24 protein-coding genes are annotated in these 25,636 nt (G+C 70.8%); 9 read left to right on the forward strand and 15 right to left on the reverse strand.

Translation table 11 applies throughout. The annotated features are described in order from the left end of the window. The first annotated feature begins 182 nt into the window (after positions 1-182). Positions 183-1,310 (forward strand): tyrosine-type recombinase/integrase, encoded by a 1,128-nt coding sequence (locus tag B9P64_RS10160; RefSeq protein WP_085316135.1) that lies wholly within the window; start codon positions 183-185, stop codon positions 1,308-1,310. A gap of 25 nt (positions 1,311-1,335) precedes the next feature. Here the strand turns inward: B9P64_RS10160 and B9P64_RS10165 are convergent, their stop codons facing one another. From B9P64_RS10165 to B9P64_RS10215, 11 genes are all read right to left on the reverse strand, one after another. Further along, a complete protein-coding gene (locus B9P64_RS10165) occupies positions 1,336-1,866 on the reverse strand; it encodes an SRPBCC family protein (protein ID WP_085316136.1) in 531 nt (176 codons plus the stop codon). Further along, entirely contained in the window at positions 1,863-2,867 is a 1,005-nt protein-coding gene (locus B9P64_RS10170) for a VWA domain-containing protein (protein ID WP_085316137.1), read from the reverse strand. Before B9P64_RS10170 ends, B9P64_RS10165 begins: the two co-directional genes overlap by 4 nt. Further along, entirely contained in the window at positions 2,867-3,457 is a 591-nt protein-coding gene (locus tag B9P64_RS10175; RefSeq protein ID WP_085316138.1) for a hypothetical protein, read from the reverse strand. The genes B9P64_RS10170 and B9P64_RS10175 overlap by 1 nt, the downstream gene beginning before the upstream one ends. Continuing rightward, a complete protein-coding gene (locus B9P64_RS10180; RefSeq protein ID WP_085316139.1) occupies positions 3,454-4,461 on the reverse strand; it encodes a vWA domain-containing protein in 1,008 nt (335 codons plus the stop codon). The genes B9P64_RS10175 and B9P64_RS10180 overlap by 4 nt, the downstream gene beginning before the upstream one ends. A gap of 7 nt (positions 4,462-4,468) precedes the next feature. Further along, positions 4,469-5,404 carry a hypothetical protein gene (locus tag B9P64_RS10185; RefSeq protein WP_085316140.1) on the reverse strand — a complete coding sequence of 312 codons (936 nt, stop codon included), beginning with the start codon at positions 5,402-5,404 and terminating at the stop codon, positions 4,469-4,471. Beyond that, the gene (locus tag B9P64_RS10190; protein ID WP_085316141.1) at positions 5,401-6,258 is read right to left on the reverse strand and encodes a DUF58 domain-containing protein; all 858 of its coding nucleotides are present in this window, start codon (positions 6,256-6,258) and stop codon (positions 5,401-5,403) included. The genes B9P64_RS10185 and B9P64_RS10190 overlap by 4 nt, the downstream gene beginning before the upstream one ends. Further along, entirely contained in the window at positions 6,255-7,268 is a 1,014-nt protein-coding gene (locus B9P64_RS10195) for an AAA family ATPase (protein ID WP_235839955.1), read from the reverse strand. The genes B9P64_RS10190 and B9P64_RS10195 overlap by 4 nt, the downstream gene beginning before the upstream one ends. A 99-nt stretch (positions 7,269-7,367) precedes the next feature. Further along, positions 7,368-7,658, reverse strand: a complete 291-nt coding sequence (locus B9P64_RS10200; protein ID WP_085316142.1) for a methanol dehydrogenase — start codon at positions 7,656-7,658, stop codon at positions 7,368-7,370. 39 nt (positions 7,659-7,697) lie between these two features. Continuing rightward, on the reverse strand, positions 7,698-8,189 hold the full coding sequence (moxG, locus tag B9P64_RS10205) for a cytochrome c(L), periplasmic (protein WP_085316143.1): 492 nt from the start codon (positions 8,187-8,189) through the stop codon (positions 7,698-7,700). After that, a complete protein-coding gene (gene moxJ, locus B9P64_RS10210; RefSeq protein WP_085316144.1) occupies positions 8,186-9,040 on the reverse strand; it encodes a methanol oxidation system protein MoxJ in 855 nt (284 codons plus the stop codon). Before moxJ ends, moxG begins: the two co-directional genes overlap by 4 nt. A 70-nt stretch (positions 9,041-9,110) precedes the next feature. Beyond that, positions 9,111-10,844 (reverse strand): methanol/ethanol family PQQ-dependent dehydrogenase, encoded by a 1,734-nt coding sequence (locus B9P64_RS10215; protein WP_085316145.1) that lies wholly within the window; start codon positions 10,842-10,844, stop codon positions 9,111-9,113. A 253-nt stretch (positions 10,845-11,097) separates the two neighbouring features. On the opposite strand from B9P64_RS10215, the gene B9P64_RS10220 reads away from it, so the two are divergent. The 5 genes from B9P64_RS10220 to B9P64_RS10240 all read left to right on the forward strand — a co-directional run bounded on the left by B9P64_RS10220 (position 11,098) and on the right by B9P64_RS10240 (position 17,398). Then, complete coding sequence (locus B9P64_RS10220; protein ID WP_085316146.1) at positions 11,098-12,513, forward strand: sensor histidine kinase; 1,416 nt, start codon at positions 11,098-11,100, stop codon at positions 12,511-12,513. Next, positions 12,510-13,178 carry a response regulator gene (locus B9P64_RS10225; RefSeq protein WP_085316147.1) on the forward strand — a complete coding sequence of 223 codons (669 nt, stop codon included), beginning with the start codon at positions 12,510-12,512 and terminating at the stop codon, positions 13,176-13,178. The genes B9P64_RS10220 and B9P64_RS10225 overlap by 4 nt, the downstream gene beginning before the upstream one ends. A 39-nt stretch (positions 13,179-13,217) precedes the next feature. Continuing rightward, positions 13,218-13,604, forward strand: coding sequence for a DUF2946 domain-containing protein (locus B9P64_RS10230; RefSeq protein WP_085316148.1), 387 nt, complete (start codon positions 13,218-13,220; stop codon positions 13,602-13,604). A 126-nt stretch (positions 13,605-13,730) separates the two neighbouring features. Next, the gene (locus B9P64_RS10235) at positions 13,731-16,058 is read left to right on the forward strand and encodes a TonB-dependent receptor (RefSeq protein ID WP_085316149.1); all 2,328 of its coding nucleotides are present in this window, start codon (positions 13,731-13,733) and stop codon (positions 16,056-16,058) included. A 122-nt stretch (positions 16,059-16,180) separates the two neighbouring features. Continuing rightward, complete coding sequence (locus tag B9P64_RS10240) at positions 16,181-17,398, forward strand: PepSY-associated TM helix domain-containing protein (protein ID WP_328589862.1); 1,218 nt, start codon at positions 16,181-16,183, stop codon at positions 17,396-17,398. A 50-nt stretch (positions 17,399-17,448) separates the two neighbouring features. On the opposite strand, the gene B9P64_RS10245 is transcribed toward B9P64_RS10240, so the two are convergent. The 4 genes from B9P64_RS10245 to B9P64_RS10260 all read right to left on the reverse strand — a co-directional run bounded on the left by B9P64_RS10245 (position 17,449) and on the right by B9P64_RS10260 (position 20,869). Beyond that, on the reverse strand, positions 17,449-18,180 hold the full coding sequence (locus B9P64_RS10245; RefSeq protein ID WP_085316150.1) for a thioesterase II family protein: 732 nt from the start codon (positions 18,178-18,180) through the stop codon (positions 17,449-17,451). 81 nt (positions 18,181-18,261) lie between these two features. Then, entirely contained in the window at positions 18,262-18,483 is a 222-nt protein-coding gene (locus tag B9P64_RS10250) for a FecR/PupR family sigma factor regulator (RefSeq protein WP_085316349.1), read from the reverse strand. Positions 18,484-18,601: 118 nt separating this feature from the next. After that, complete coding sequence (locus B9P64_RS10255) at positions 18,602-19,123, reverse strand: sigma-70 family RNA polymerase sigma factor (protein WP_235839956.1); 522 nt, start codon at positions 19,121-19,123, stop codon at positions 18,602-18,604. A gap of 69 nt (positions 19,124-19,192) precedes the next feature. Next, entirely contained in the window at positions 19,193-20,869 is a 1,677-nt protein-coding gene (locus tag B9P64_RS10260) for a cyclic peptide export ABC transporter (RefSeq protein ID WP_085316151.1), read from the reverse strand. A gap of 177 nt (positions 20,870-21,046) precedes the next feature. Here B9P64_RS10260 and B9P64_RS10265 point away from each other — a divergent pair, with 177 nt between their 5' ends. The 3 genes from B9P64_RS10265 (at position 21,047) to B9P64_RS27990 (ending at position 25,516) form a co-directional block, all read left to right on the forward strand. Continuing rightward, positions 21,047-22,336: a lysine N(6)-hydroxylase/L-ornithine N(5)-oxygenase family protein gene (locus B9P64_RS10265; protein WP_085316152.1), complete on the forward strand. Its 1,290-nt coding sequence runs from the start codon at positions 21,047-21,049 to the stop codon at positions 22,334-22,336. Positions 22,337-22,339: 3 nt separating this feature from the next. Continuing rightward, entirely contained in the window at positions 22,340-23,296 is a 957-nt protein-coding gene (locus B9P64_RS10270; RefSeq protein ID WP_085316153.1) for an alpha/beta hydrolase, read from the forward strand. 81 nt (positions 23,297-23,377) lie between these two features. After that, positions 23,378-25,516 carry a GNAT family N-acetyltransferase gene (locus tag B9P64_RS27990; RefSeq protein ID WP_235839957.1) on the forward strand — a complete coding sequence of 713 codons (2,139 nt, stop codon included), beginning with the start codon at positions 23,378-23,380 and terminating at the stop codon, positions 25,514-25,516. Positions 25,517-25,636: the final 120 nt, after the last annotated feature.

The raw sequence follows: 25,636 nt of genomic DNA on the forward strand, positions 1-25,636 counted from the left end.
CGAGCAGGCGCAGCGCGGTTTCGCGGGTTTTCTGGCGGGTATCGCTGAATCGGCTCATGGCGGGGCGGCTGGCGGCATCGTTACGGTGTATTGATATGTATATCATTATGTACGTATCGTATCCAGCAAGAAATTTACGATAATCAACATAATCGAAAATTCAGCGCAAAATGCGCCGTGCCATGAATCCCAAGCCATCAGAAGCCGCCGCGCTGCTCGTTTCCGCCACGCTCGCGCCCAATCGCGCGCCGCCGGCCGGCAAGCAGATCGCCGCCGACACCGACGCCGAAGCCATCGCCGCCTGGCTGGCCGAGTTCGCCGGCTCGCCGCACACGCTGCGCGCCTATCGCAAGGAGGCGGTGCGGCTGCTGGTCTGGGCCACGCAGGCGCGCGGCAAGCCGCTGGCGGCGCTCCAGCGCGACGACCTGCTCGCCTATGAAGCCTTCCTGGCCGCACCCGACGGCGACTGGGCCGATCCGACCCGGCCACGGACCGGGGCCGGGCGGCGGCTGTTTGCCGCGCCGCTGTCCGAGGCCAGCCGGCGGCAGGCGATGAACATCGTCGGCGGGCTGTTTGGCTGGCTGGTGCAGGCCGGCTATCTGGCCGCGAACCCGCTGGCGCTGCGCCGGCGCACGGCAGCGCCGCGCGGCAGCGTGCGGGCGCGGGTGCAGGAGCGCTATCTGGATCAGGCGCTGTGGGCGACGGTGCTGGCGCAGGTCGATGACTGGCCGGCCGCCACGCCGCGCGACGAGCAGCATCGCGAGCGGGTGCGCTGGCTGTTGCGGCTGCTGGTCGGCACCGGCCTGCGCGCCTCCGAGGCCGCCGCCGCGCGCAGCGACGATCTGCACCGCCGCCGCGAGCGCTGGTGGCTCACGGTCGAAGGCAAGGGCGGCGCCATCGGCGACGTGCCGGTAAGCGACGAGCTCATGGCCGACCTCGCGCGCTACCGCCGCTTCCACGGCCTGCCGCCGCAGCCCGCGCCCGGCGAAACCACGCCGCTGTTGCTGCCCATCGCGGGCCGCGCCGGCAAGCCTGTGACGCCGACGCTGGTCTATCTCATCGTGAAAGAAGCCTTCCGGCGCATCGCCGACCAGCTCGATGCGGGCGACCCGGCCGGCGCCGCCACGCTGCGGCGCGCGTCAACCCACTGGCTGCGCCACACCGCCGCCACCCATCAGGCCGATGCCGGCAACGATCTGCGCCACATCCAGAAGAACCTGCGCCACGCGTCGATCGAGACCACCGCCATCTATCTGCATGCCGACGACGACCGGCGTCACGAACAGACCACGCGGCCGCGCGGCGGTTAGCGGCGCGGCAAGCGCTGCGCCCGCCTCAGCTGCGCCCGCCGCTCGCGCGCAAATGGTCGAGCGCCGGCTTGATGAGCGCCTGAAAGCCGGCCACTACGGCGGCGTCGTCCATGCCCGGCGCAGGTTCGTTGCCGGTATCGGCGCGGTAGGCGCGCACCCGCCATTCCAGTCGGCTGCCGCTGCCCTGGGCGGTCACGCGCAGCCGGGCCGACCAGGAGCTGGCCGGCAGCGCCTTGGGGTCGACGGTCGCGCCCGAGCGATAGCTCATGGTGCGGCCGGCGGCGTCGATCTCGTCGAGCTGCTCTTCGAGCCGCAAGCCGTTGGCGAGCGTGATCTGGCGCGTCGAGCCGGCGGTGCTGCCCTTGTCGGTGCGGGTGCTGCGCAGGGCCGGGTTCCAGCGCTCGGGCGCCGCGAAATCGCCGATGGTTTTCCACAGCTCGTCGGGCGTGGCCGGCAGCTCGATGGCTTCGTCGATCTTCTGCGGCGTGGGGCCGTGGGCCAGCGCGGCCAGCGGAGACAGCAGCAGCGCGGCGGCCAGCAGGATCGGGGACTTCATGTTCGCTTCCTTTGCATGAGGAGTGAAAGGCGACGCCAGCTGCCCTCGGGCAGCAGCGCCAGGGCAAGACAGGCGGCGGCAGCCAGCGCCAGCGCCCCTCGAAACGAGCGCGGCCGTTGCACGCGCCGAGCGCCGGGCAGGGCTTGCAGCGCGGCCAGATTGGCGCCGCCGTCGCCGAGCGGCTGCCAGGCAATGCCGGTGCGCCGGGCCAGATCGGCCAGCACTTCATCGCGACGCGCCGACAGATGCGCCGGCACCGCGCCGGCCACGCGCTGCGGCGCATTGCGCAGATCGGTGCCGGCAGCCAGCGCCTCCATGTCGGCCACCGAGAGCACCGGGCCGCCGGCCGAGGCATAGCCGGCGGCATCGTTGACGCCCCAGTAGCCGGCAATGCGGCCGCCCTCGCCCAGCCGGGGCACCGGCGCCGGCAGCACGCTGCCCGCGCCCAGCAGCAGCCCGGGCGTGCTGCCGGGTGGCGCGCCGGGCGCGGGAATGCGGTCGGGATGCAGCGGCGGCGACTGGTCGCCATCGGTGAACAGCACCAGGGCGCTGCCGGGCAGGTGGTCTCGCAGCAGGTCGAGCGCCGAGTACAGGCCGTAGTACAGATGGCTGTCGGCGGCCCAGGCCATGCGTGCGTCGAGCGTGGCGATGGACTGGTCGAGCGCCGTGCGATGGACGCAGATCTCGACCGGCGTCAGCAGCGCCAGGCTGCGCCGCTCGGTGAACACGCCCAGGCCCACTTCGGTGCCGCAGGGCAGGCGGGCCAGCAGTTCCTGCGCCGCCGCGCGCGCCTGCGCCAGCCGGCTGGCGGTGCCGCCGCCGGGGGCGCGCGCGTCTTCCACATTCATGCTCTGGGTGATGTCGAACACGAAGAAATAGCTGCCCACCGCCACCGGCATGGGCGGCTGCGGATCGAGCAGTGCCAGCGCCAGCAGCACGCAGGCGGCGGCCAGCACCCGGACCGGTCCGCGCCGGGCTGCCCGGGCCAGTGCGCCGGCCATCAGTGCATGCCTCGCGGCGTGCCGACCATGTCGGTCCAGGCCGAGCGGGCGGCCGGCTTTTCATCCACGCCGGTCTCGTTGCCCGACTGGCGCCATTCGCGCTGCTGGTAGTCGGGCATCAGCATCTGCGCCAGTTCGAGGTTGTAGCGCGCGTCCCAGGCGTCGGGCCGGTCGTGCAGCACGCGGCGGTAGCTGGCCTTGGCCAGCTCGATCAGGGTGATGGCGCGCGGCGCGGCGTCGGGGTCGCTGGCGTTGGCGAGCGCCTCGCGCAGATAGAGGTTGGCGACATTCATGCGCACCGCCAGTTGCAGCGCGGGGTCGGCGGTGGCCGCGACTTCGGCGTCGGCATAGCTGGCCAGCGCCGCTTCGGCATCGCCGTGGCGGGCCAGCGCGATGGCCTTGCCGAAATGCAGCATGGCCGGATCGCCGGGATCGGCGCGGCCAGCCGCGAGCCGCTGGTTGTAGCCGGCAGCCCGCGCCGCCAGCCCGAGCTGGGCCAGTGCCGCCAGCGCGCAAGCCACTGCGGCCAGCAGCAGCAGCCGACCCAGGCCGCGCCGCAAGGCGAGCGCCAGCCGCGCACGCGGCGTCATTCGCGCGCTCCCGGCACGACCTCGGCCAGGCGCGCCGCCAGCAGCAACAGGCAGCAGGCCAGCGCGAGCGTCAGCGCGGCCGGCGCCAGATCGCGCGGTGGCGGCTGCCAGCGGGTGCGCAGCGGCAGGTTGTGCAGGCTGGCGATGTCGGCGATGGCGCGGTCGAGCGCGGCCGGGTTGTCGGCCTCGTACAGCCGGTAGGGCGCGCCGATGTCGCGGAAGAAGCGGTCGAGCTGCCATTCGGCGCTCGGCTCGGCATGGTCGTCGGGGCCGGGCGCCACGGTCGGCGCGGGGCCGCCGGCGGTGCGCAGAAACACCCAGTGCAGCGAGGCCCGCGTCTCGGCGAACAGTTGCCGCAGCATGGCCTGGGCACGCGGGTCGATGTGGGCGGCGCCGTCCGAGACCAGCAGCACCACGCGTGCGCCGGTCATCGGCTGATCGCGGAACTGCTCCAGCGCCAGCGCCAGCCCGCCGGCAATGTTGGTCAGACCGACGCCGGGCCAGGCCGAGGCGCGCACGGCGGCGCGCACCGCTTGCGGGTCGTCGCCGAGGCCCAGCACCGGCAGCGGCGCGGTGCTGAATCCGGTCACGGCAAAGCGGTCGCCGGGGCGCGCTTCGACCAGCCGGTCGATCAGCCGCGCGGCGGCCTCGCCCTTGGCCTCGCCGCTGTCGCGGCTGCCCGCGCCGTGGCCGGCAAAGTCGTCGGCCATGCTGGCGCTGCGGTCGATGGCGATGACGACATGGGCGCCGAGGCCGGTGCGCTCGACCATCGGCGCCGCGCTGCGCGGCCCGGCCAGTGCCAGCGCGATGGCGCCCAGCGCCAGCGCTGCCGCCAGCCGCAGCGCCCACCCGAGCAGGCGCGACGGCGGATCGGCCGGCAGCACCGCCACATGGCCATGAGCCCAGGCGCGCGGACCGTGCCAGCCCAGCATGGCCAGCGCGGGCAGGGCCAGCAGCAGCCAGCCCGGCGCGGTGAACACATCGGTCAGCAAGGAAGTAGGCATGGGCGGGTCAGGCAGGCCGGTGGGGAGTGAGGCCGAGCGGTTCGCGGTCGCGCAACCGGGCCAGCAGATCGCGCAATCGGCCGGTGTCGATGCCGGCCGCCGGCGCGGGATCGCGTGCAAAGAAGCAGGCGTCGGAGGCGGCGAACACCGCCGCGACCTCGGTCTGGAGATCGGCGAACTCGGGATGGCTGGCGAACCAGCCGGCCAGCTGGCCCGACGACAGCGCCCGGCCGGCGCTGCGGTCGAAGGCGCGATGCCAGTGCGCGAAGGCCGCCGGCAGCAGCGCCGGATCGGGCTTGCGCGCCAGTGCCGCGACCGCGCGCCAGGCATCGGCAAACGGGCGCTCGCCGAACCGGCGCCGGCCGCTGGCAAACAGCCATCCGCCGGCGCAGACAAGCGCCGCCAGCGCCCAGGCAAGCGCGGGCCAGAGCGCGCTCGCGACATCGAACGGCGTGGCGACAAAGCCGGGGCGGATCGTCGCGCCCCAGTCGCGCCGGGTTTGCCAGGCCGCCAGCGGCACCACATCGATGGCATGCGCCGGCAGGTCGATGGCGGCGATCTGCTGCCCCTTGCGCAGCCGCAGCGTGACGGCCGGCAGGCTGAGCGACTGCGGCGACCGCACGCTCTTGAACAACTGCCAGCGCAGCAGCAGCCGGTGGCAGTCGGCACAATCGGCAGGGTCGGCCTGCCAGTCGGCCGCGCGCAGCGCCAGCAAGCGGTCGTCGGGCTGGAGCGGCGGCAGGCCGTCGCGGTCGAGCGCCCAGCCAGGCGCCAGCCGCAGCCGGGCGCGCAGCTCGATCAGGTCGCCGACCGTGTGCCCGAAGCCGCGTGGCCAGTCGACTTGCAGCAGTTGCGCGGGCGGCTCGGCGTCGGTCTCGGCCACAGCGGCCGGGCCGGCGACGGCCAGCGCCAGCAGCGTCAGGGCGCGGTAGTGCCGACTCATGCCGCCTCCGCCAGGAAATGCCGGTTGAAGCGGGCGGCGTCGAAGGCGCCGTCGATCCACACCGGCGCGCGGCCGGCGCGGGCGAGCCGGCGGCCGAGCGCATGGCGCCAGTCGCCGCGGGCGGCTTCGAGGCGCGGCGCGAGGCCCGGACGCAGCAGCAGCAGCCGCTCGCCGCCGCCTTCCAGGTCGCGCAGGCTGGCCAGGCCCCAGCGCGCCGGCGGCGTGAATTCGGCCGGATCGGCGAGCACCACGGGCACCACCTCGTGGGCCGCCAGCGCCAGCAGCACGGCATCGATCAGCGCCGGCGGCAGATGCATGTCGGACACCCAGAACACCAGCGCCGGCCGGGCGCCGAGCTGGCGCGCCGCCTCGACCAGGCCGGCGGCGCCCCTGCCGTCGGGCCGGAAGGCATCGAGCCGGCGCGCCAGTTCAAGGTGGCGGCCGGCCCGCCGCGCCGTGGCCAGATGCAGCTCGGCGCGCGGGCGTTCATCGGCGGCGACAAAGCCAAAGCCATCGCCGCGACGCCAGGCCGACCAGGCCAGCGCGCAGGCCAGATCGCGCAGCACATCGCGCCGCCGCGCCGTGCCGTCGAAGTCGAGCGAACGCGACACGTCGGCCAGCACCACCACGTCGAGCAGCGCCGGCTGGCGGTAGCGCCGCACCCAGTCGCGCTCCCAGGGATCGCGGGCGGCGGCGCGCAGATCGAAGCGGCGCAGATCGCCCTGACCGACAAAGGGTTCGGAGCGGGCGTATTCGCCCTCGGGCCCGAGCGCGAGCGAGCGGTGCTCGCCGGCCCAGGGTCGGCGGCCGCGCCTGCGGGCCGAATACAGCAGCAGCGGTGGCGGCGCAGTCATGGCGTTGCAATCGCTTGCAGCACCGCCTCGGCAAACGGCCGCGCCAGCTGGCCACGCTGCATTTCATGGACTGGCGTGAAGCAGATGCGGTGCGCGATGGCGGGCGCGAACACGCTGCGCACATCGTCGGGCAACACATGGTCGCGCCCGGCCAGCCAGGCTTGCACCCGCGCCGCGCGCACCAGCATCGCGGCGCCGCGCGGGCTGGCGCCGGCCAGCACCAGTTCGTCCATGTCCACGTCCGCCAGCCGCACGCCGTGGCGCGCCGGTGCCCGCGTGGCCTGCCACAGTTCCACGCAATACGCCTGAAGCCGCGGGCTGGCCCAGATTGCCTCCTGGATGGCGACCGCCACCGTGCCGAGCTGGGCATGGTCGAGCAGGCCCGGCGTCAGCCGCGCCACCCGGGCATCGGCATCGTGAAAGCCGGTGTCGAACATCAGCGCGCGCAGATGCTCGATGTCCTCTGGCACCTCGATCGACAGCTCGAACAGAAAGCGGTCGCGCGCCGCCAGCGGCAGCTCGAAGGTCTCCTCGCGCTCGACCCGGTTGCGGTCGGCCACCACCTGCACATGCGGCAGCGGCCAGTCGCGGTCGAAGGCCTGCACGCTGCGTTCGGCCATCAGCCGCAGCAGCAGCGCATGCACCTGCGGCCGGGCCCGGTTGATCTCGTTGAAGAAGAACACCGACAGCCGTTCGCCCTGGGCGATCGCCGGGCCCGGCTCGACCCGGGGCCGGCCGTCGCTGCCGACATGGCTGTAGTACAGAAGGTCGGACGGCATCATGTCGACGCTGCCTTCCACCCGCGCATAGGCGCCGCCCACGCCGCGCGCCAGCGCCTTGAGCAGCGTGGTCTTGCCCACGCCCACGTCGCCCTCCAGCAGCACATGGCCGCGCGCGAACACCGCCACCAGCATCAGCCTGAGCTTGTCGGGCATGCCCACCACCACCTTGTCCAGCTCGCGCTCGAAGGTCAGGGCGCGCGCCCGCCAGGCTGCGAGATCCACTGTCACTGCCCGTCTCCCTCACTACCGCATGCAGAAAAGGACGCCCGGTTGCCCGGGCGCCGAAAATTCCACGGGACATCCGTGGAAGAGACTCGGTTGGCGGCTTCAGTCCACGTCGTACTTGAAGACGCCGGTCTTGGCGGCCTGCTCGACCCGGCGGGCATTGCGCGCTTCCATTTCCTTGATGGAATTGGACTGGCGCGCGACCTCCTTCGGGTCGTGCTTGGGGTCGTACTTGGTGGCGGCGATCTTGTCGGGGAAGCCGGGCTTCGGCTCCCAGCAGTCGCCGGGTGCCTTGCACTTGGTGCCGTCGTAGGCCGCCGCCTGCTGGGCGGCCGCGGCCAGCACGGCACCGGCGATCAGCGTGGCGATGCGGCGCGGGGTGTTGCGGTTCATGGGGATCTCCTCTTCTGGGTGGTGGGTCGGGCCGCTCGGCTACTTGAGCCAGTCGGCCTTCTTCGGATCCCCGGTGTAGATGGAACGTACCCATGCCATCACCTGAAGGATCTCGTCTTGCGTCAGGCGGCCGCGCTGCGGCCCCATCTGGCCTTGCAGGCCGCCGAAGATGCTGGAGAACAGGCCCACGTCGTTCTTGTTGGCGTTGTAGGTCCAGTAGTCGTCGGCCAGACCCGGCCCGAGCTTGCCCTCGGCGTTGTGGCCGTGGCAGCCCGAGCAGGCGGTCGAGAACAGCGACTCGCCGTGTTCGATGGCGACCTTGTCGGCGTTGTAGGGATTGCGGCCGTTGGCCTTGAACTTGCGGACCGCATCGGTTTCGGTCTCGCGCAGTCCCGAAAAGTCGAGCGGATTGCCTTCGACGACATTGCTGAAGCGCGGCGCGTCCTGCGCCTGCGCGAGGCCACTGCCCAGGCCTGCGACAAGCGCGAGCGCGATGGCCAGGCGATGGAGTTGAGCTGCGGGGCGATTCATCCTTGCTTGTCCTTGGCATTCGGTTGGAGTCGGGCACCTTGTTCAGGTGGGGCGATGCGCAGACCTTCGTTGCGCAGCAGCTCGCGGATTTCGGTCTGGCGACCGCGCAGCACGGCATCGATCCGGTCGCGCAGTTCGGTGTCGCCGCGCCGCACGCCGACGGCGGTGTCGTAGCTGAACTGCACCGCTTCGCCGTTCGACTTGCGCGCGCCGTCGGGCACATCGACCACGCGCAGCGGCACGTCCGACGCCTTGATGAAGCGCGCCACCGACGGCGCCCAGGCCACCGCCACGTCGATCTCGCCCGAACCGACATCGCGCACCAGCTTTGCGGTGTCGTAGCGGACATAGCGGTTGCGCGGCGCCTTGTTGTCGCCGAGCGCCATCAGGTAGGGAAACATGTCGGCCCAGCGCCCGATCTGCACCAGCATCGTCTCGGCCGGCGTGCCCGGCACGACGCCGATGCGGGCTGTCTTCAGGTAGTCGTCGTCCCAGTTCTTCACGGTGGCCGGGTTGTCGGCGCGGGTGATGAACACGTAGTCGGAGCGGTAGTAGCTGGCGGTCGTGGCCAGGCGCGGATCGCCGGCATCGACGCCGGTGAGCATGTCGCACTCACCCTTGTCGAGCAGGTCGCGCACCACGTAGCGCGGATCGCTGAAACCGACCCGCTCCAGCCGCTTGCCCAGGTCCCTGGCGATCAGCGTCGCGATCCGGTCCTCGAAACCCTCGCCGCGAGCGTTGGCATAGGGCAGGTCGTCGTTGGCGGCGCACAGCCTCAGGGTCGATTCATCCCGCCCCTGCGCGAGCGCCGTCCCGCCGCACAACAGCAGCGTCCACAGCAATGCCTTCATCGGAGTTCTCCATGAACGCCGACGCCAGCCGTGCCAGCCCAGGCCGGCTGGCTGCGTCGGCCGGGTTGGATCAGAGCGAGAACACCATCACGCCGCCGCCCATCTTGGTGAACTGCTGGAGTTCCTTGAACGCACCGACGGCGCCGAGACCGGCGGTCGGATCGGTCAGGTCGAACACCAGACCCACGCCGGGCCAGCCGCCCACGCCGTAGTAGATGGCGACGTACTGCTTGCCCTTGTGCTCGTAGGTGACCGGATGGCCGATCACGCCCGAGGGCAGCTTGAATTGCCAGAGCACCTCGCCGGTGTCGGCATCGCGCGCCTTGATGTAGCCGTCGAGCGTGCCGTGGAAGACCAGGTCGCCGGCGGTGGCGGTGGTGCCGCCCCAGACGGCGAACTTCTCGTCCTTGACCCACTTGAACTTCGACGTCTTCACGTCGTAGGCCTTCACCTGGCCCATGTTCCCGTTGTTGTTCGGCGTGGGGTACATGTTGAGCGTGGCGCCCACGAAGAACTGGCCGGCGCGGTAGGGCAGCATGAACGGCTCCCAGTCCATGCAGATCATGTTCGTGCCGAACATGAACAGCTCGCGCTTGGGGTCGTAGGAGTCGTGACCCTGGTTGTGATAGCCCATCGCCGACGGGCAGATGCCCTTGGCCTGATGGTCCATGCGGGTGGCGTACTCGGGATCGCGGATGGGCACGCCCTGCTTCATGTCGTAGCCCTTGAACACGTTCACCGACGGATCGATCTTGTCGGCACGCACCAGATTCCCGTTCTCGCGGTTGAGCGTGTAGACGATGCCGTTGCGGTCGGGGTGGGTGAGCAGCTTCTGCTTCTTGCCGTCCACCACCTGTTCCGACAGGCCGATCCAGTTCACGCCGGCGTAGTCCCATTCGTCGTGCGGCGTCTTCTGGAACGCGAACCTGGCCTTGCCCGAGGTCACGTCGCGGCCCCAGATGGACATGGTCCATTTGTTGTCGCCCGGGCGCATGGTCTCGTTCCACGGCGCCGGATTGCCCGAGCCGTAATAGAAGAGCTTGAGGTCCGGGTCATAGGCATACCAGCCCCAGTTGGTGCCGCCGCCGATCTTCCAGGCTTCGCCTTCCCAGGTGGAGGTGCCCAGGCCCTTGCCGCCGTATTGCGGATTGGCCAGGTTGAAGTCGTCGGCCAGCAGCAGGTCCTCGTCGGGGCCGGTGGCATAGGCGCGCCACATCTGCTTGCCGTCCTTCATGCGGTAGGCGGTCACGTAGCCGCGCACGCCCAGTTCGGCGCCCGACGAGCCGACCAGCACCAGGTCTTCGACCACCATCGGCGCGGCGGTGAGGGTGGAGCCGACCTTCGGGTCGCTGTTTTCCATCTTCCAGACCTCTTTGCCGGTCTTGGCATCGAGCGCAACGATGTGGCCGTCGAGCTGGGTCTTGAAGATCTTGCCGTCGCCATAGGCGAGGCCGCGGTTCACCACGTCGCAGCAGGCCACCGCGCGCACCGAAGCCTCCTGCTTGGGCTTGTGCTCCCACAGGATCTTGTCGGGCCGGTCGAGATCGACCGCATAGGTGATGTTGGGGAAGGGCGTGTGCACATACATGATCCCGTTGACGATGAGCGGGCCGCCCTCGTGGCCTTGCAGCACGCCGGTCGACATGCTCCAGGCGGCATGCAGGTTCTTCACGTTGCTGCGGTTGATCTGCTTGAGGCCGCTGTAATGGCTATGGGCATAGTCCTTGCCCTGCATTACCCACTGTCGGTCGTCCTTGCTCAGGCGCAGCAGATCCGCATCGGCGCTGGCGGGGGCTGCGGTCATCGCGGAAAGGGCGGCGATAGCGCTTGCACAGGCAAGGCGGCGCAGGCCCAAAGGCTTCGGGTCATGTCTCACGGTCTCACTCCTCTTTGCTTGCTTGGTCGTCCCGGTGGACCGGGATCGTTTGGCCCGTCGCACCGGTCGGGAAACCGGTGCGGCGCGGGTCAGATGCTAGGGAGAGTGCAGTGCGGAAATCGGGGACTCCGCCCCGTCCGGGCCGGGGAAGTCTTCCCTCACCAGGAGTACGCAAACTGTCATGGGCACATCGCAGGAAGTCCTCGGTAGCAACAGCCTGTTCCAGCCGGCGCGGCAGCCGGCGGGCGGCGCCCAGCTCACGCTCAAGCTCAAGCTCACGCTGATGGTGGTGGGCGCGATGCTGGCGCTGATGCTGGCGACCAGCGTGGCGCGGCTGCTGGCCGCAACCCACGACACGCTCGACGAGGTGAGGGCTGCGACCGATACGGTCTACGACCTGCTGCCCGCGCGACTCGACGCCGCCAACCGCGAGGCGGCCCTGGGCGCCACCCGCAGCCTCATGGACGGGCTGGCCGAGCTGCGCCATGTGCGGGTCGAGTTCCGCAGCCTCGACGGCAGCGTGACGCTCAGCTCGCGCGCGGCCCACCCGCGCCCCGACGGACTGCTGGCGCGCCTGGCCTTCAGCAGCGACGACTGGCCCTCCGAGCGGCACAAGCCGGTGCTGGCCGGCAGCACGCCGCTCGGCAGCTTCACCGTGCTGGCCGATCCGGGCGACGAGCTGCTCGAAAACTCGCGCGACTACCTGCGCGAGATGCGCCTGCTCGGACTCATCACGCTGGTGCTGGGCGCGCTGGTGTACTGGGCCGTCAGCCGTGCGATGCGGCCACTGGCGCGGGTGGCCGGCGCGCTCGGCGCGATCGAGCAGGGCCAGCTCGGCACCCGGCTGGTGGCGCGCGAGTTCGGCGAGCTCGAAGACCTGGCCAACTGCTTCAACCGCACCGCCGGCGCCTTGCAGGAGTCGGTGCATCTGCGCCAGTGCCTGCTCGACAAGCTGATCGCGATGGAAGAGACCACGCGCCGCAGCATCGCGCGCGACCTGCATGACGAGCTGTCGCCGTGGCTGGTGGCGATGCGGCCGCATGTCGTCATCATTTCGCGCTGCTGCGCCGACGATCCGGCACATGCCGGCACCCGCGTCAGCGCCGAAGTGCTGGCCGATCATCTCGACCGCCTGCTGCGCCGTACCCGCGATCTGCTCGAAGCCCTGCATCCGCCCGAGCTCCAGAGCCTGGGGCTGGAAGGCGCGCTCGGCGAGCTGCTGCGCCAGCGCCGCCTGGCCGCGCCGCGCGAGCTGCGCATCGACCTCGACTTCGGATTGCCGCAGCTGGCCCTGGCGGCGGCGCTCGAAACCAGCGTCTACCGGATCGTCCAGGAGTCGGTGACCAACGCCTTCAAGCATTCCGACTGCGGCCGGATCGCGGTGCGGATTGCCGTCGATGCCGCCGGCAGCGCCATCGACCTGCGGGTCTGGAACGACGGCAACAGCTATGGCCAGACCTTCCCGGCCAGCGGTTACGGCGTGCTCGGTCTGCGCGAACGCGCCCTGGCCCTCGGCGGCCGCATCGACGCCGGCCCCGGTGCCGACGGCGGCTGGGAAGTCCACGCGCATCTGCCCATCTGCAAGGAGACGACATGAAGGACGACGGCCCGGTACGGGTACTGCTGGTGGACGATCACGCGGTCGTGCGCAGCGGCTATCGGCTGCTGTTGCAATACCAGGGCGGCTATGAGGTGGTGGGCGAGGCGGCCAATGCCGACGAGGCTTATCTGCGCTACCGCGAACTGCGCCCGACCGTGACGGTGATGGACGTGATGATGGTCGGCGCCAGCGGCATCGAGGCGGTGCGTCGCATCGTTGCCCTCGATGCCGATGCCCGCATCCTGGTGTTCTCGATGTGCTCGCAGCCGGCGATCGTGCGACAGGCGCTCCAGGCCGGCGCGCTCGGCGTGCTCACCAAGGACAGCCCGCCCGAAGCGCTGATGACGGCAATCTCGGCCGTGGCGCGCGGCCGGCGCCATCTCGGCTCGACGGTCGCCGAGACGCTGGCGCTGGAGCCCTACAGCCCCGGCGGGCGGCAGTTCGAGATGCTGTCGCCGCGCGAGTTCGAGGTCTGCCGGCTGCTGCTCACCGGCATGACGGTCGAGCGGATTGCCGACGAACTCAAGCTCAGCCCCAAGACGGTCTCCAACCGCCTCAGCGCGGCGCGCCAGAAGCTGGAGGTGGATTCGGACGTGGCGATGGCGCGGCTGGCGGCCAACGCCGGCCTGATTGCCTGGGAAACCACAGCCCCGCTGGATTGACCGCCAGACCGCAGCCAAGCGCATCTAGAATCCGCGCCCATGAAATTTCCCGCCGCCCTCCGCCGACTTGCCAGCTGGCTCGCCCTGCTGGCCGTGCTGATGGCGGCGCTCGCGCCGACGATTTCGCAGGCGCTCGCCGCCCGCGATGCCGCGCCGCAACTGGTGCGGGTCTGCTCGGTGGACGGCGACAAGTGGCGGCCGTTCGCCATCGAGCGCAAGCAGCCGGCGTCGCATCACGGCGCGCATGCCTTCGAGCATTGCCCGTTCTGCTCGCTGCATGCGGATGCCGCACCGCTGCCGGCCCAGCCCGTCGCGTTGCCGCTGCCGCTCGCCAGCGACGAAGCCCCCGCCGCCTTCCTCGACGCGCCGCGCACCCTGCATGCCTGGGCCAGCGCCCAGCCACGCGCGCCACCGGCACGCGGCTGATCCCGCAGCCGACCAGCGCACCGCGCTGACCCTGGCGGCGCCCTGCCGCCCGCCGTTCCGTCACAGGCCCGTCGCCGTCCGCAGCACTGCCGACGCCCGCGCCCGTGCCCCCGCAGACCGCACACCATGTTCAAGACCACCCGCCTGATGGCGGCGCTCGCGCTCGCCTATCCGCTGGCCGCCGCCGCCGACGACAGCACGCCCGTCAAATCGCTCGGCATCGTCACCATCACCTCGGCGCAGCCCAGCTCGCTGCCGACCCACATCCCGACCACCACCGAAGGCATCACCCGCGACGAGATCGAACGCGGCATCAACGCCACCGACAGCGAAGACGCGCTCAAGTACTTCCCGAGCCTGCTGGTGCGCAAGCGCTACATCGGCGACTACAACCACGCGATTCTTTCCAGCCGGGCGTCCGGCACCGGCAACAGCGCGCGCTCGGCCGTGTATGCCGACGGAATCCTGCTGTCCAACTACCTCGGCAATGGCGTGGGCGGGCTGTCCTTTCCGCCGCGCTGGGGGCTGGTGACGCCGGAGGAAATCGAGCGTGTCGACGTGATGTACGGCCCGTTCTCGGCCGCCTACCCGGGCAACTCGGCCGGCGCCGTGGTCGATTACGTCACCCGCATGCCGACGAAATTCGAGGCCCATGCCAAGGTCGGCTATGTGGTCCAGCCCTTCGACCTCTACAACAGCCATTCCACCTACCGCGCCTGGCAGACCAGCGCCTCGGTCGGCAGCCGCGATGGCGCCTTTGCGTGGTGGATCAACGTCAACCACACCGACAGCACCGGCCAGCCGCTCACTTTTGCCAGCCGGCTCGCCAGCGCCGGCACGGCCGGCAGCAGCGGCACCGCGGTGACCGGCGCGGTGGCCGGCGCCAACAACGCGCGCCAGCAGTGGTACTTGCTCGGCGCCGGCACCCAGTACGACACCCGGCAAGACCACCTCAAGATCAAGCTCGCCTACGACCTCACGCCCGCGCTGCGCGCCAGCTATGTGCTGGGCGTGTGGCGCAACGAGTCGGACGGCAATTCGGTCTCGTACCTGCGCGACGCGAGCGGCAAGCCGATCTACAGCGGCGCCATCAACATCAACGGCCTGGCCTACACCGGCAGCCAGGCGCTCGGCGGCGGCGACTTTGCCGCCACCCGCGAAAGCCTGTTGCATGTGATGCACGGCGTCTCGCTCAAGACCCACACGCGCGGCGAATTCGACTGGGAACTGGCCGCCAGCCTTTACGACTACCAGCGCGACGACAAGCGCCAGAACGCCGCCGCCAATCCGCAACCGGTAGCGCTCAACGGCGGCGCCGGCACCCTGGCCGACGGCAGCGGCACCGGCTGGAACACGCTCGCCGCGCGCGGCACCTGGCGCCCGCCGGCCGCCGACGGCGCCCACGCCATCGACTTTGGCGTGCAGCAGGACAGCTACGCGCTGCGCTACCGCACCAGCAACATCGCCGGCAACTGGCTCAGCGACGGCCCCGGCACGCTGGCCAGCGCCGTGCGCGGCGACACCAGGCTGCAAAGCGTCTATGCGCAGGACAGCTGGAAGATTTCCGACCGCCTGACCGCCGTGCCCGGCCTGCGCGCCGAGCACTGGGAAGCCACCGACGGCCGCACCGACTTCTCGGCCAGCAGCTTTGCCACCCGGCCGTCGCGGCGCGAGAACTACTTCTCGCCCAAGGGCGCGCTCGGCTGGCAATGGCTGCCCGACACGCTGGTGAAAGCCTCGGTCGGCCGCGCGGTGCGCATGCCCACGGTGAGCGAGCTGTACGGCGCCACATCCACCACCAACTCGCAATACATCAACGATCCCAACCTCAAGCCCGAGCGCTCCTGGACCACCGAGCTGAGTCTGGAACAGGACCTCGGCCCCGCGCTCGCACGCCTGACCTTCTTTGCCGAGACCACACGCGACGCGCTCTATTCACAGACCAGCTACGACGCCAGCGCCAACAAGAACATCAGCCGGGTGCAGAACATCGGCCGCATCGCCACGCGCGGCATCGAAACCGCGCTGAACAGCCGCGACTGGCTCGCCAACGGCCTCGACCTGAACGCCAGCCTCACCTTCGCCGATTCGAAGATCCGCGAGAACGACGGCTTCGTGGTCACGCCCGGCGACACGGTCGGCAAGTGGCAGCCCAACATTCCGCGCTGGCGCGCGACGGCGCTGGCCGGCTATCGCTTCGACGCGAACTGGACCGGCACCGTCGGCGCGCGCTACAGCGGGCGGCAGTACCGCACGCTCAACAACGCCGATGTCTACGGCTATGCCTATCAGGGCGTCAGCCCGTATTTCACGGTGGATTTGCGGGTGCTGTACCGGATCGACCGGCAGTGGAGCGCGGCTATCGGGATCGACAACGTCAACAACGACAAGTACTGGAACTTCCATCCGTATCCGCAGCGGAGCTATTCGGCGGAGTTGAGGTTCGATCTTTGAGCGCTGCCATTCCGGCGCAAAGCGCGGGGCTTGAAGGCCCCGTGCGATGACGACGCTTGCGGCAAAAACAGGTTCTGCACGATGATGAGAATGATTATCAATCGTGATCTGGCATCGTCGTCATGGAAATTCGCCCGCTCCTCCTCAAGTTCCATCGCTGGGTCGGCCTGGCGTCGGCCCTGTTCCTGTTTGTCGCCGGGCTTACCGGCGCGGTGATTTCCTGGGATCACGAGCTCGATGCCTGGCTCAATCCCGGGCTGTTCCGGGCGACGTCGGCGGGCGCGCCGCTGCCGGCGATCGAATTGGCGGCGCGCGTCGAGGCCGCCGATGAGCGGGTGCGCGTGAGCTGGTTGCCGCTCGCCGCCGAACCCGGCCATGCGCTGCTGATGCAGGTCGAGCCGCGCGGCGGCGCCGGCGGCGGTCAGCCTTCGGCGGTCGACTACAACCAGGTGGCGGTCGATCCGGTCAGCGGTGCCGTGGTCGGCCGGCGCTTCTGGGGCGCGATGTCGCTCGACCGCGAGAACCTGCTGCCGTTTCTCTACAAGCTGCACTACAGCCTGCATCTCCCCGAGGTCGGCGCGCTCGAACTGGGCGTCATCCTGATGGGCGGCATCGCGATCGGCTGGGTGCTCGACTGCTTCGTCTCGCTCTGGCTGGCGTTCCCGAGCCGGCGCGGCTGGCGCAAGTCGTTTGCATTCCGCTGGCGCCGGGGTGGCCATGCGCTGACGTTCGACCTGCATCGTTCGGGCGGCGTATGGCTGTGGGCGATCCTGCTCGTGATGGCGGTGACGTCGGTATCCATGAACCTCGGCCAGGAAGTCGTCCGCCCCATCGTGGGCAGCCTGTCTGCGCTCACGCCGTCGGTGTTCGAGATGCGCACGCCGGCGCCGCCCGACGCCAAGGTCGAGGAACCCCGGCTCAATCGCGCGCAGGCGCTGGCCCTGGCAATGCGCATCGCGCGTGAACAGGGCATCGCCGAACCGCCGGGCGGGATCTTTCATGCCACGCGCTACGGCATCTATCGCATCGGCTTCTTCGGCGCCGGGGAAGAGCACGGCGACGGCGGCCTCGGCAATCCCTGGATCACGCTCGATGCGAATTCGGGGGCGGTGCTCGCGGTCGAGCGGCCGGGCTTCGGCACCGCCGGCGATGTCTTCATGCAGGCCCAGTTTCCCCTGCATTCCGGCCGCATCCTCGGCTTGCCCGGGCGGGTGCTGGTGTCGTTCATGGGCGTGGCGGTCGCCACCCTCAGCGTGACGGGCGTCGTCATCTGGCTGAGGAAGCGGCGTGCGCGGGCCGTGCAGGCCCGGCTGCCGATGCGGTCCGCCGTCGGGTCCTGACCCTGCGCCGATGCGGGCCGGGCGCTGGTCGACGATCCGGCGCGCGCGGCTCAGCGCCCGGGGGCGGCGACTGGCGCCAGGGCGCGGAGCGGTTCGAGCGCCTGGACGATGCGCGCAACCAGCGCGACCTCGTTCTGCCGCAGGTAGAAATGACCGCCGGCATACCAGTCGAGCGTGAAGCTGCCCGAGGTCTCGTCGGCCCAGGCGGCGAGCGCCTCGGCGGCGATGTCGTCGTCGCATCCGCCGAAGACATGCAGCGCGAGCGGAAGCCGGGGGCCGCCGACGGCCGGCGCGCTGTCGCAGACGCCATAGTCGGCCCGCAGCACGTCGAGCGTGAGCCGCAGCAACTCGGGCGCCTCGTAGAGCGCGGCGGGCGTGCCGCCTTGCCGGCGCAGGTCGGCGATCAGCGCCGCGTCGTCGTTGCGGTCGGGCCGGGGACGATCCCGCAGCCGTGGCGGCGCCGCCACCGCCGATATCAACAGCGCCGCCGGCGGCAGCTCGCCGCGAGCGAACCGGCGCCGCGCCAATCCATGCGCCAGCAAGCCGCCCATGCTGTGGCCGAACAGGCAATGCGGCGCGTTGAAAGCGCTTGCATGCTCGGCGAGCAGCAACTCGACCAGCGCGTCGAAATCGTCGACCGGGCGCTCGTCGAGCCGCGCGCCACGTCCCGGCAGCTCGATCGGCTGCAGGCGCAGCCATGCGGGAAGGTGACGCCGCCAGCGCAGATACATGGTGGCGCTTGCGCCGGCGCAGGGCAGGCAAAACAGGGTGATCGGATTCATCGTCGGCAGCCTTTCGCCGTCGACGACGAAGCAGGAGCGGCGCCGTTTACACGGTCGGCCGCGCTGCCGTGGCAGCCAGCGCTAGGACGCCGGACCCGGGTCGTCCAGCGGCGGGACCAGACCGGCGAGCAGCCACAGCCGCGCCGCATCCTCGTAAGCCCGGGCATGTGCCGGATCCGCCGCCAGCCACTGGCGCAACCGCTCCAGGCGCTCGCCATCCAGTTCCTCCGCGTGCTCGGCCTGCACCCAATCCCAGGCTTGACGCCAGATCGGGTCGTCCGGCTCGGGGGGCGTCGTGTTCATGCTTGAAACCTGTTGCAGCATCGGCCGGCCGCGAAATGGGTGAGAAACCTGCCGATTCTAAGTCGCCGAAGCCAGGCGGTCGCTTCCGGTCCAGCCTGCCCCGAGAGCCGGCGCGATGTCAGTCGCGCGCCAGCAGATGGCGACAGTTTTGCAGCGCCGCCATCGCATCCTTGATCATGAAATTGACCAGCGTGGCCGAGATTCCGAGCCGTTCGGCGATGTCGCGCTGAGTCATCGACTGGAGCCGGTGCAGCTCGAAGGCCTGCCGCGTGCGCGGGGGCAGGTCGGCGATGACCGCGCAGACGATGCGCAGGTTCTGCCGGTCGATGGCGATCTGCTCGGGGCTGGTGCAGGCGGCCGGCACCTGTTCGCCCTTCTCGCTTTCGGTGAACAGGTCGAGTTCGAGCTTGCCGCGCCGCCGGTGATCGATCGCAAGGTTGCGCACGATCTGGAAGCAGTAGCCGACCGGATGCTGCACGGCGACATCGGCGGCAAATCCGGTGACCTTGAGATAGGCCTCCTGGAGGATGTCCTCGGCGATCTCCGGCGTCCGGACGATCTTCTGCGCCGCATCTTTCAGCCGGCCTCGATGCGCGATGAAGGTCTGCGCAAGCGGCCCGGGGCAAGCTGTCGTTTCCACCGGAACCCTTCTGGACGTCGTTTCAGTAATGCGAATCATTCGCATTATGTATCGAGCATCGGTTTCGGGCTACAGGGATTTGCAACCGCCGGCAGGGTGGCCGGCGGCAGTCGCGACGGCCCCGGACGACGCTTGGGCATTCGGGGCGAGGCGGCCGTTCTCCAGATGCAGCAAACGGTCGGCGAGGTCGAAGTAGCGGTCGTCGTGCGAGATCACGAGCACGGTCCTGCCCCGGGCTTTCAGCTCGGGCAGCAGCTCGCGGTAGAACACTTCCTTGAACACGGGATCCTGGTCGGCAGCCCATTCGTCGAAGACGATGAAGGGCCGCTCCTCCAGGCAGGCGACCACCAGCGCGAGCCGCTTGCGCTGGCCCGTCGACAGGTCGCGCGTCGTGAAGGCGCCGTGGTCGAGTCGCACCTTGTGCGCGAGATTGAGTCGCGCCAGCAGGCGGTTGCCGCGCGCGTCGAGTTCGGCGCTCGGCACGTCGAGCAGGCTGTCGAACAGGAAGTAGTCGGAGAAGACGGCGGAGAAGTGCTGGCGATAGCGGTCGAGCTGGGTGGAATCGACCGGCTGGCCACCGACGACGATGCGGCCGGCCGTCGGCCGGTACAGGCCCACCAGCAGCTTGGCCAGCGTGGTCTTGCCGCTGCCGTTGCCGCCGACCAGGAAGACGATTTCGCCGGGCGCGAACGCAAGATCGATCGGGCCGAGCGTGAACATCTCGTCGCGCGCCTCGTGGTAGTAGCTGTGGGTCACGCCAGCCAGCACCAGAGGGTGGAGGGGGGCGGGCGCGGGCGGCGGCGATTCGGCCCCCGGCGCGGCATGCTGGTCCAGATCGCGCGTGATCTCCTCGATGCGCGCGGCGGAGGCAAGCGCGAGATCGAGGCGCGGCAGGTTCAGCAGCACCGCCTCCAGCGCCGGCGTCATGTACACGAACACCAGCGCGAAACCGGTCATGACGCGCAGCCGGTCCGGTCCGTCGTCGACCAGCGCGAACAGCACCAGCCCGATGAAGCCGTGGATCAGGAAGGCGCCCCAGGCCGTCGAGACCGCGAAGATCGACATGCCGCGCGTGCGGTCGGCGCGCACCGCCTCGATCGAGCCGCCGAGCACGTCGCGCTCGAAGCGTTCGCGCTTGGCGCGGTGAAGGCGCAATTCCTTTGCACCTTCGACCAGCGCGCGGAAATGCCCGAACAGCCGGTCCTGCTCGCGCGCCGCCCGGTCGAGATGGGCGATGGCCCTGAGATGGGCGAAGTGATAGCCGAGCGAGCCGAGCCCGATCACCGCGACCGCCATTGCGAAGGCGCGCGGCGACAGCCAGGCCAGATAGACCAGGCTGGCCGTCACCACCACGGCATTCATGACGATGGCCGGCAGCGACGAGAACGCCTCGGCCACCTTGCCGCTGTGCTCGGCGAGGGCCGAATGCAAGCGCGGGCCGCCGAGTTCCTCGAGCCGGCGCAAGTCGGTGCGCAGCACGCGCGCGGCGACGAAGCCGCGCAGCCAGGCATGCACGCGCTGGCTCAGGCGCTCGAACAGCAGCACCGAGGTCATGTGGCCGAGCATCGCTAGCAGCGCGAGGGCGACGAAGCCGGGGGCGAGCGCGGCGCGAGCCACGGCGTCCGGCGCGTTGAGCGCGGCGTTGACGCGACCGATCAGCAGCACGGCGCACAGGCCCGAGACAGTGCTGGCGAGGGTGGCCGCGACCAGCAGGGCGCGGGATTGCCGGAGCAGATGGGCGAGCAAGGAACACCTCGATGGCGTGGACGTACCCGGCTGACGAACCGCGACCGCAGCCGTTTACCCGCGCCCGTGGCGGTGTAAACGCCGGACCGCCCGGCCCGTCTTGGTGCTCATGGAGCGTCGCCGCGTCCCGCCTCGGTGCCGGAGCGATGGCTTCTCGTCTCAACCTGAGGACACACCATGCACATCCACGACCTGATCGGCATCGGCTTCGGCCCGTCCAACATCGCGCTGGCCATCGCGCTCGACGAGAAGCGGCAAGCCGGCGCGCCGGTCGACGCCCTGTTCATCGAGAAGCAGCCGGTCTTCGCCTGGCATCCGAACATGATGCTCGACGGCAGCCACATGCAGATCTCCTTCCTGAAGGACCTCGCCACGCTGCGCAATCCGGCCAGCCGCTTCACCTTCCTCAACTACCTGCACGAGAAACGCCGGCTGCAGGACTTCATCAACCTCAAGACCTTCTTTCCGAGCCGGCACGAATTCAACGACTACCTCGGCTGGGCCGCCAGCTGCTTCGACGATCTTTGCGCCTATGCGGAGGAGGTGTTCGAGCTGCTTCCGGTGGCCGAGGACAACGGCGAGGTGCGGCTGCTGCGCGTGCGCTCCCGGCTGCGCGACGGACATGTGCGCGAACGCCTGACGCGCAACCTCGTCGTGAGCGTCGGCGGCCTGCCGAACGTGCCCGAGCAGTTCCGCGCGCTGCGCGACGATCCGCGCGTGTTCCATTCGAGCGGCTACCTCGATGCGATCGGCCGTCATCCGGAGGCCCGCCGCATCGCGGTCATCGGCGCCGGACAGAGCGCGGCCGAGATCTTCCGCGACCTGAACGGCCGCCCGGGCGCGCCGCGCGTCGACCTCGTCATGCGGGCGCGCTCGATCAAGCCGTCGGACGACAGCCCCTTCGTCAACGAGATCTTCAACGCCGACTTCACCGACTACGTCTACAGCCGCAGCCCCGGCGAGCGCGCCGCGCTGCTCGACGAGTTCTGGCACACCAACTACGCCGCGCCCGATCTCGAACTGGTGCAATCGCTGTTCGACGTCTTCTACCAGCAGAAGGTGCGCGGCGACGCGCGCCACCGCTTCCTGCGCCGGCACGAGGTGCGCGCGGCCCGCGCCACTGCCGACGGCATCGAACTGGCGCTGCACGATCTCAACACCGGCAGCGAGCGCAGCGAGCGCTATGACGCCGTCGTGCTCGCCACCGGCTACCGGCGCGACAGCCATGCCGAGCTGCTCGCGCCGCTCGCGCCCTGGCTCGGCACGCTCGACGTCGACCGCCACTACCGCCTCCGGAGCCGCCCCGACTTCCATCCCGCCGTGTTCCTGCAAGGCGCCTGCGAGGACAGCCACGGTCTGAGCGACACCCTGCTGTCGATCACCGCCATGCGCAGCGGCGAGATCAGCGGCCTGCTGGCGCGCGCCGCGCAGCGGCACGACGAGGCGCTGCAACTCGCGCGCGCCTGAACCATGCCGCTGCATCCCGATCTCGCCGCTTTCCTCGACCTGGCCAACGACGCCCGGCGGCTGCCGATGAGCGCGATGTCCGCGCCGGCGGCCCGCCTTGCCTACGACCGCGCCACGCTCGGGCTCGACAGCGTCGGCGCCGAGCTGCCGGTCGAGTCGCTCGCGCTGCGCGGGCGCGGCGCCGCCGCCATCGGCGCCCGGCTCTATCGCGGCAGCGCCGGCCCGGGTCTGGCGCCGACGCTGCTGTTCTTCCACGGCGGCGGCTATGTGCTCGGCGGCCTCGATTCGCACGACTCGCTGTGCCGCGACCTGGCCGCCGCGACGCCCTGCGCGGTGCTCGCGATCGACTACCGGCGCGCGCCCGAGCACCGCTTTCCCGCCGCCTTCGAGGACGCCGAGGACGCGCATGAATGGCTGCTGCGCCACGGCCCCGAGCACGGACTCGACGGCTCGCGCATCGCCATCGCCGGCGACAGCGTCGGCGGCACGCTCGCGACCGCGCTCTGCCTGGCCGCGCGCGCCGCCGGACGGCGCCAGCCGCTGCTGCAACTGCTGCTCTATCCCTGCACCGCCGCGCGCCAGGACAGCGAGTCGCACCGGCGCCTCGCGCGCGGCCATCTGCTCGAAGCGGACACCCTGCGCTGGATGTTCGACCAGTACCTGCGCGACGAGCGCGACCGGCTGGACTGGCGCTTCGCGCCGGCCGAGGCCGACTCGCTCGCCGGCCTGGCGCCGGCGCGCATCGACCTGGCCGAATACGACCCGCTGGTCGACGAAGGCCGCGCCTACGCGCGCCGCCTCGCCGACGCCGGCGTGCCGGTCGAGCTGCGCCTGCACGCGGGCATGGTCCACGACTTCGCCCGGCTCGGGAATGTCGTGGGCGAAAGCGCGGCGCTGCGCCGCGACCTGGCCCGCGCGCTCGCGCAGGCCTTGCGGACCGAGGCCGCGCGCGCCGGCTAAACGCCCGGCCGGCTGGTTCGTCGTGTTGCGGGAAGGGGAAGCGATTCCCCGCCGTTCACGTTCACGCTCCTGGGAGGACCGATGCCCATGTCGACCGGTGGCAATCCGGCCGCAAGCGGCCCCGCGCCGATCTTCGTCGCGCAGCCGCATTCCGGCACGCCCGCGCTCCGGGTGAGCGGCGACGGCCCGTGGCTCGTGGTGAGCGCCGCCGGCCGGCCGTCGAGCCGCTGGCACTGGCGGCCCGAGCGCGGCGGCCTGGCGCTGGTGTGCGAGGGCGACGGCGCGCCGGCCGACGACGATCTGCTCGCGGTCGCCGAAGCCCTGTTCGCGCAGCACCGCGATGTCGATTGCCTGCGCCTCGCGGATGACGGCCGCCTCGGCCTGCCGCGCTGGGCCCGGCGCGCGGACGACGGCCGGATCGCGCTCGACCGCGCCGACTTCTGGCAGCAGCCGGGGCGCTGGGCAGCGGCGCCGCCGCCGCCCGCCACGGCCGCCGGCCCCGCCACGGCCGGCCGGCATCATCCGCGCCGGCCGGCCAAGCCCCGGGGCATCGTCTACCGGCGCCACATCCCGTGGCTCGGGCAGCAGCTCACGCTGCGCGCGCTCGACCCGGAGCGCGATCTCGCGGACTTTCACCGCTGGATGAACGACCCGCTGGTCGCGCACTTCTGGCGCGAGGCCGGCGAGCTTGCCGCGCACCGGGCCTATCTCGACGGCCTCGCGGCCGACCCGCATGCGATCGCTCTGGTGCTCAGCCTCGACGACCGGCCGTTCGGCTATGTCGAGGCCTACTGGGCCAGCGAGGACCGCATCGGCCCGCTCTGCGACGCCGGCGACCACGACCGCGGCTGGCATGTGCTGATCGGCGAGCCCGGACTGCGCGGCCGGCCCTGGCTCACCGCCTGGATGCCGTCGGTCGCGCACTACCTGTTTCTCGACGAGCCGCGCACCCGCCGTCTCGTCATCGAGCCGCGCATCGACAACGACCGGATGGTCCGCAGCCTCGAACGCTGCGGCTATGTCTTCGTCAAGGAAATCCAGCTGCCGCACAAGCGCGCCCGGCTCGGCGTGCTCGACCGCGACCGCTTCTTCGACCGCTGTCCCTGGCAATGGCCCGACGACCCGCTCGCCGCGCCACCGACCCCGACCGTTTCCCGCCCCGGAGTTCCGATGACCAGTCCCGCATCGCCCGTCGATCCGCTCGACTGGCAGGGCCTCGCCGACTTCGCCAGCCATGCCGACGGCCGGCGCCACGACATCGCGCGCGACGGCAATGCGCTGCACCTGGGCGCGCGCGCCGGCGGCGAGCCGACGCGCTGGCATCTGGACGACGCCACGCCCGCGCTGGCCGCCGTCACCGACGCGCCGGTCTCCGAGGCCGGGCTGCTGGCCGCGCTCGAAGCCGCGTTCAGCTTCCGGCCCGACTGGCGCGAGATCGACGTGCGGCTGCGCACGCCGGCGCCGGACTGGTGCCGGCGCGCCGGCGTGCTGCTCGACGCCGGCGCCGGCCGGCTGCGCGCCAGCCGCGAGCTGCTGTTCCAGCAGCCCCGGCTGTGGCTGCCCGATGCCGGCCCGTGCATGCCGCCGCAGCAGCGGCTCGACGCCGGCCGGCGCCATCCGCGCCGACCGCCCAAGCCCTGCGGCGTCGTGTACCGCCGCCACATCCCCTGGCTCGGACGCGATTTCAGCTTTCGCATGGTCGAGCCCGAACGCGACCTGCCGATGCTGCACCGCTGGCTCAACGATCCCGAGGTGGCGCGCGTCTGGCAGGAGCAGGGCGACCTCGACCGGCACCGCGCCTACCTCGATTCGATCGCCGCCGATCCGCACATCTACTCGATGATCGCCAGCCTCGACGACCAGCCGTTCGGCTACTTCGAGGTCTATTGGGCCAAGGAGAACCGCATCGCGCCGTTCTACGACGCCGCCGACCACGACCGCGGCTGGCATGTGCTGATCGGCGAGCCGGCGTTTCGCGGCAAGGCCTGCGCCACCGCCTGGCTCACCTCGATCTCGCACTACCTGTTTCTCGACGATCCGCGCACCTCGCGCGTGGTCGGCGAGCCGCGCGCCGACCACGCGCGGCAGATCCGCAACCTCGACCGCTCCGGCTACGCCAAGGTCAAGGAGTTCGACTTCCCGCACAAGCGCGCACTGCTCGTGATGCTGCTGCGCGAGCGCTTCTTCGCCGACGCGCTCTGGTGGCCGCGCGCCGACTGACCCTTGCCCCGGGCCAGTCCGCGCCGGGGCGCCATCCCGAACCGACCAACCACCACTTCCCAGCGATGAACCGCAACCGACGCCATCCCGCCGCGCTCCCGGCCGCCATTCCTTTTCTTC

The sequence above is a fragment of the Derxia lacustris genome, assembly GCF_002105195.1.
GTDB lineage: Bacteria > Pseudomonadota > Gammaproteobacteria > Burkholderiales > Burkholderiaceae_E > Derxia > Derxia lacustris.

Excerpts from the sequence above, each read along its gene's own strand:
- B9P64_RS10160 (WP_085316135.1), top strand. The coding sequence starts at position 183 with ATGAATCCCAAGCCATCAGAAGCCGCCGCGCTGCTCGTTTCCGCCACG.
- B9P64_RS10165 (WP_085316136.1), bottom strand. The coding sequence starts at position 1,866 with ATGAAGTCCCCGATCCTGCTGGCCGCCGCGCTGCTGCTGTCTCCGCTG.
- B9P64_RS10170 (WP_085316137.1), bottom strand. The coding sequence starts at position 2,867 with ATGGCCGGCGCACTGGCCCGGGCAGCCCGGCGCGGACCGGTCCGGGTG.
- B9P64_RS10175 (WP_085316138.1), bottom strand. The coding sequence starts at position 3,457 with ATGACGCCGCGTGCGCGGCTGGCGCTCGCCTTGCGGCGCGGCCTGGGT.
- B9P64_RS10180 (WP_085316139.1), bottom strand. The coding sequence starts at position 4,461 with ATGCCTACTTCCTTGCTGACCGATGTGTTCACCGCGCCGGGCTGGCTG.
- B9P64_RS10185 (WP_085316140.1), bottom strand. The coding sequence starts at position 5,404 with ATGAGTCGGCACTACCGCGCCCTGACGCTGCTGGCGCTGGCCGTCGCC.
- B9P64_RS10190 (WP_085316141.1), bottom strand. The coding sequence starts at position 6,258 with ATGACTGCGCCGCCACCGCTGCTGCTGTATTCGGCCCGCAGGCGCGGC.
- B9P64_RS10200 (WP_085316142.1), bottom strand. The coding sequence starts at position 7,658 with ATGAACCGCAACACCCCGCGCCGCATCGCCACGCTGATCGCCGGTGCC.
- moxG (WP_085316143.1), bottom strand. The coding sequence starts at position 8,189 with ATGAATCGCCCCGCAGCTCAACTCCATCGCCTGGCCATCGCGCTCGCG.
- moxJ (WP_085316144.1), bottom strand. The coding sequence starts at position 9,040 with ATGAAGGCATTGCTGTGGACGCTGCTGTTGTGCGGCGGGACGGCGCTC.
- B9P64_RS10215 (WP_085316145.1), bottom strand. The coding sequence starts at position 10,844 with ATGACCGCAGCCCCCGCCAGCGCCGATGCGGATCTGCTGCGCCTGAGC.
- B9P64_RS10220 (WP_085316146.1), top strand. The coding sequence starts at position 11,098 with ATGGGCACATCGCAGGAAGTCCTCGGTAGCAACAGCCTGTTCCAGCCG.
- B9P64_RS10225 (WP_085316147.1), top strand. The coding sequence starts at position 12,510 with ATGAAGGACGACGGCCCGGTACGGGTACTGCTGGTGGACGATCACGCG.
- B9P64_RS10230 (WP_085316148.1), top strand. The coding sequence starts at position 13,218 with ATGAAATTTCCCGCCGCCCTCCGCCGACTTGCCAGCTGGCTCGCCCTG.
- B9P64_RS10235 (WP_085316149.1), top strand. The coding sequence starts at position 13,731 with ATGTTCAAGACCACCCGCCTGATGGCGGCGCTCGCGCTCGCCTATCCG.
- B9P64_RS10240 (WP_328589862.1), top strand. The coding sequence starts at position 16,181 with ATGGAAATTCGCCCGCTCCTCCTCAAGTTCCATCGCTGGGTCGGCCTG.
- B9P64_RS10245 (WP_085316150.1), bottom strand. The coding sequence starts at position 18,180 with ATGAATCCGATCACCCTGTTTTGCCTGCCCTGCGCCGGCGCAAGCGCC.
- B9P64_RS10250 (WP_085316349.1), bottom strand. The coding sequence starts at position 18,483 with ATGAACACGACGCCCCCCGAGCCGGACGACCCGATCTGGCGTCAAGCC.
- B9P64_RS10265 (WP_085316152.1), top strand. The coding sequence starts at position 21,047 with ATGCACATCCACGACCTGATCGGCATCGGCTTCGGCCCGTCCAACATC.
- B9P64_RS10270 (WP_085316153.1), top strand. The coding sequence starts at position 22,340 with ATGCCGCTGCATCCCGATCTCGCCGCTTTCCTCGACCTGGCCAACGAC.
- B9P64_RS27990 (WP_235839957.1), top strand. The coding sequence starts at position 23,378 with ATGCCCATGTCGACCGGTGGCAATCCGGCCGCAAGCGGCCCCGCGCCG.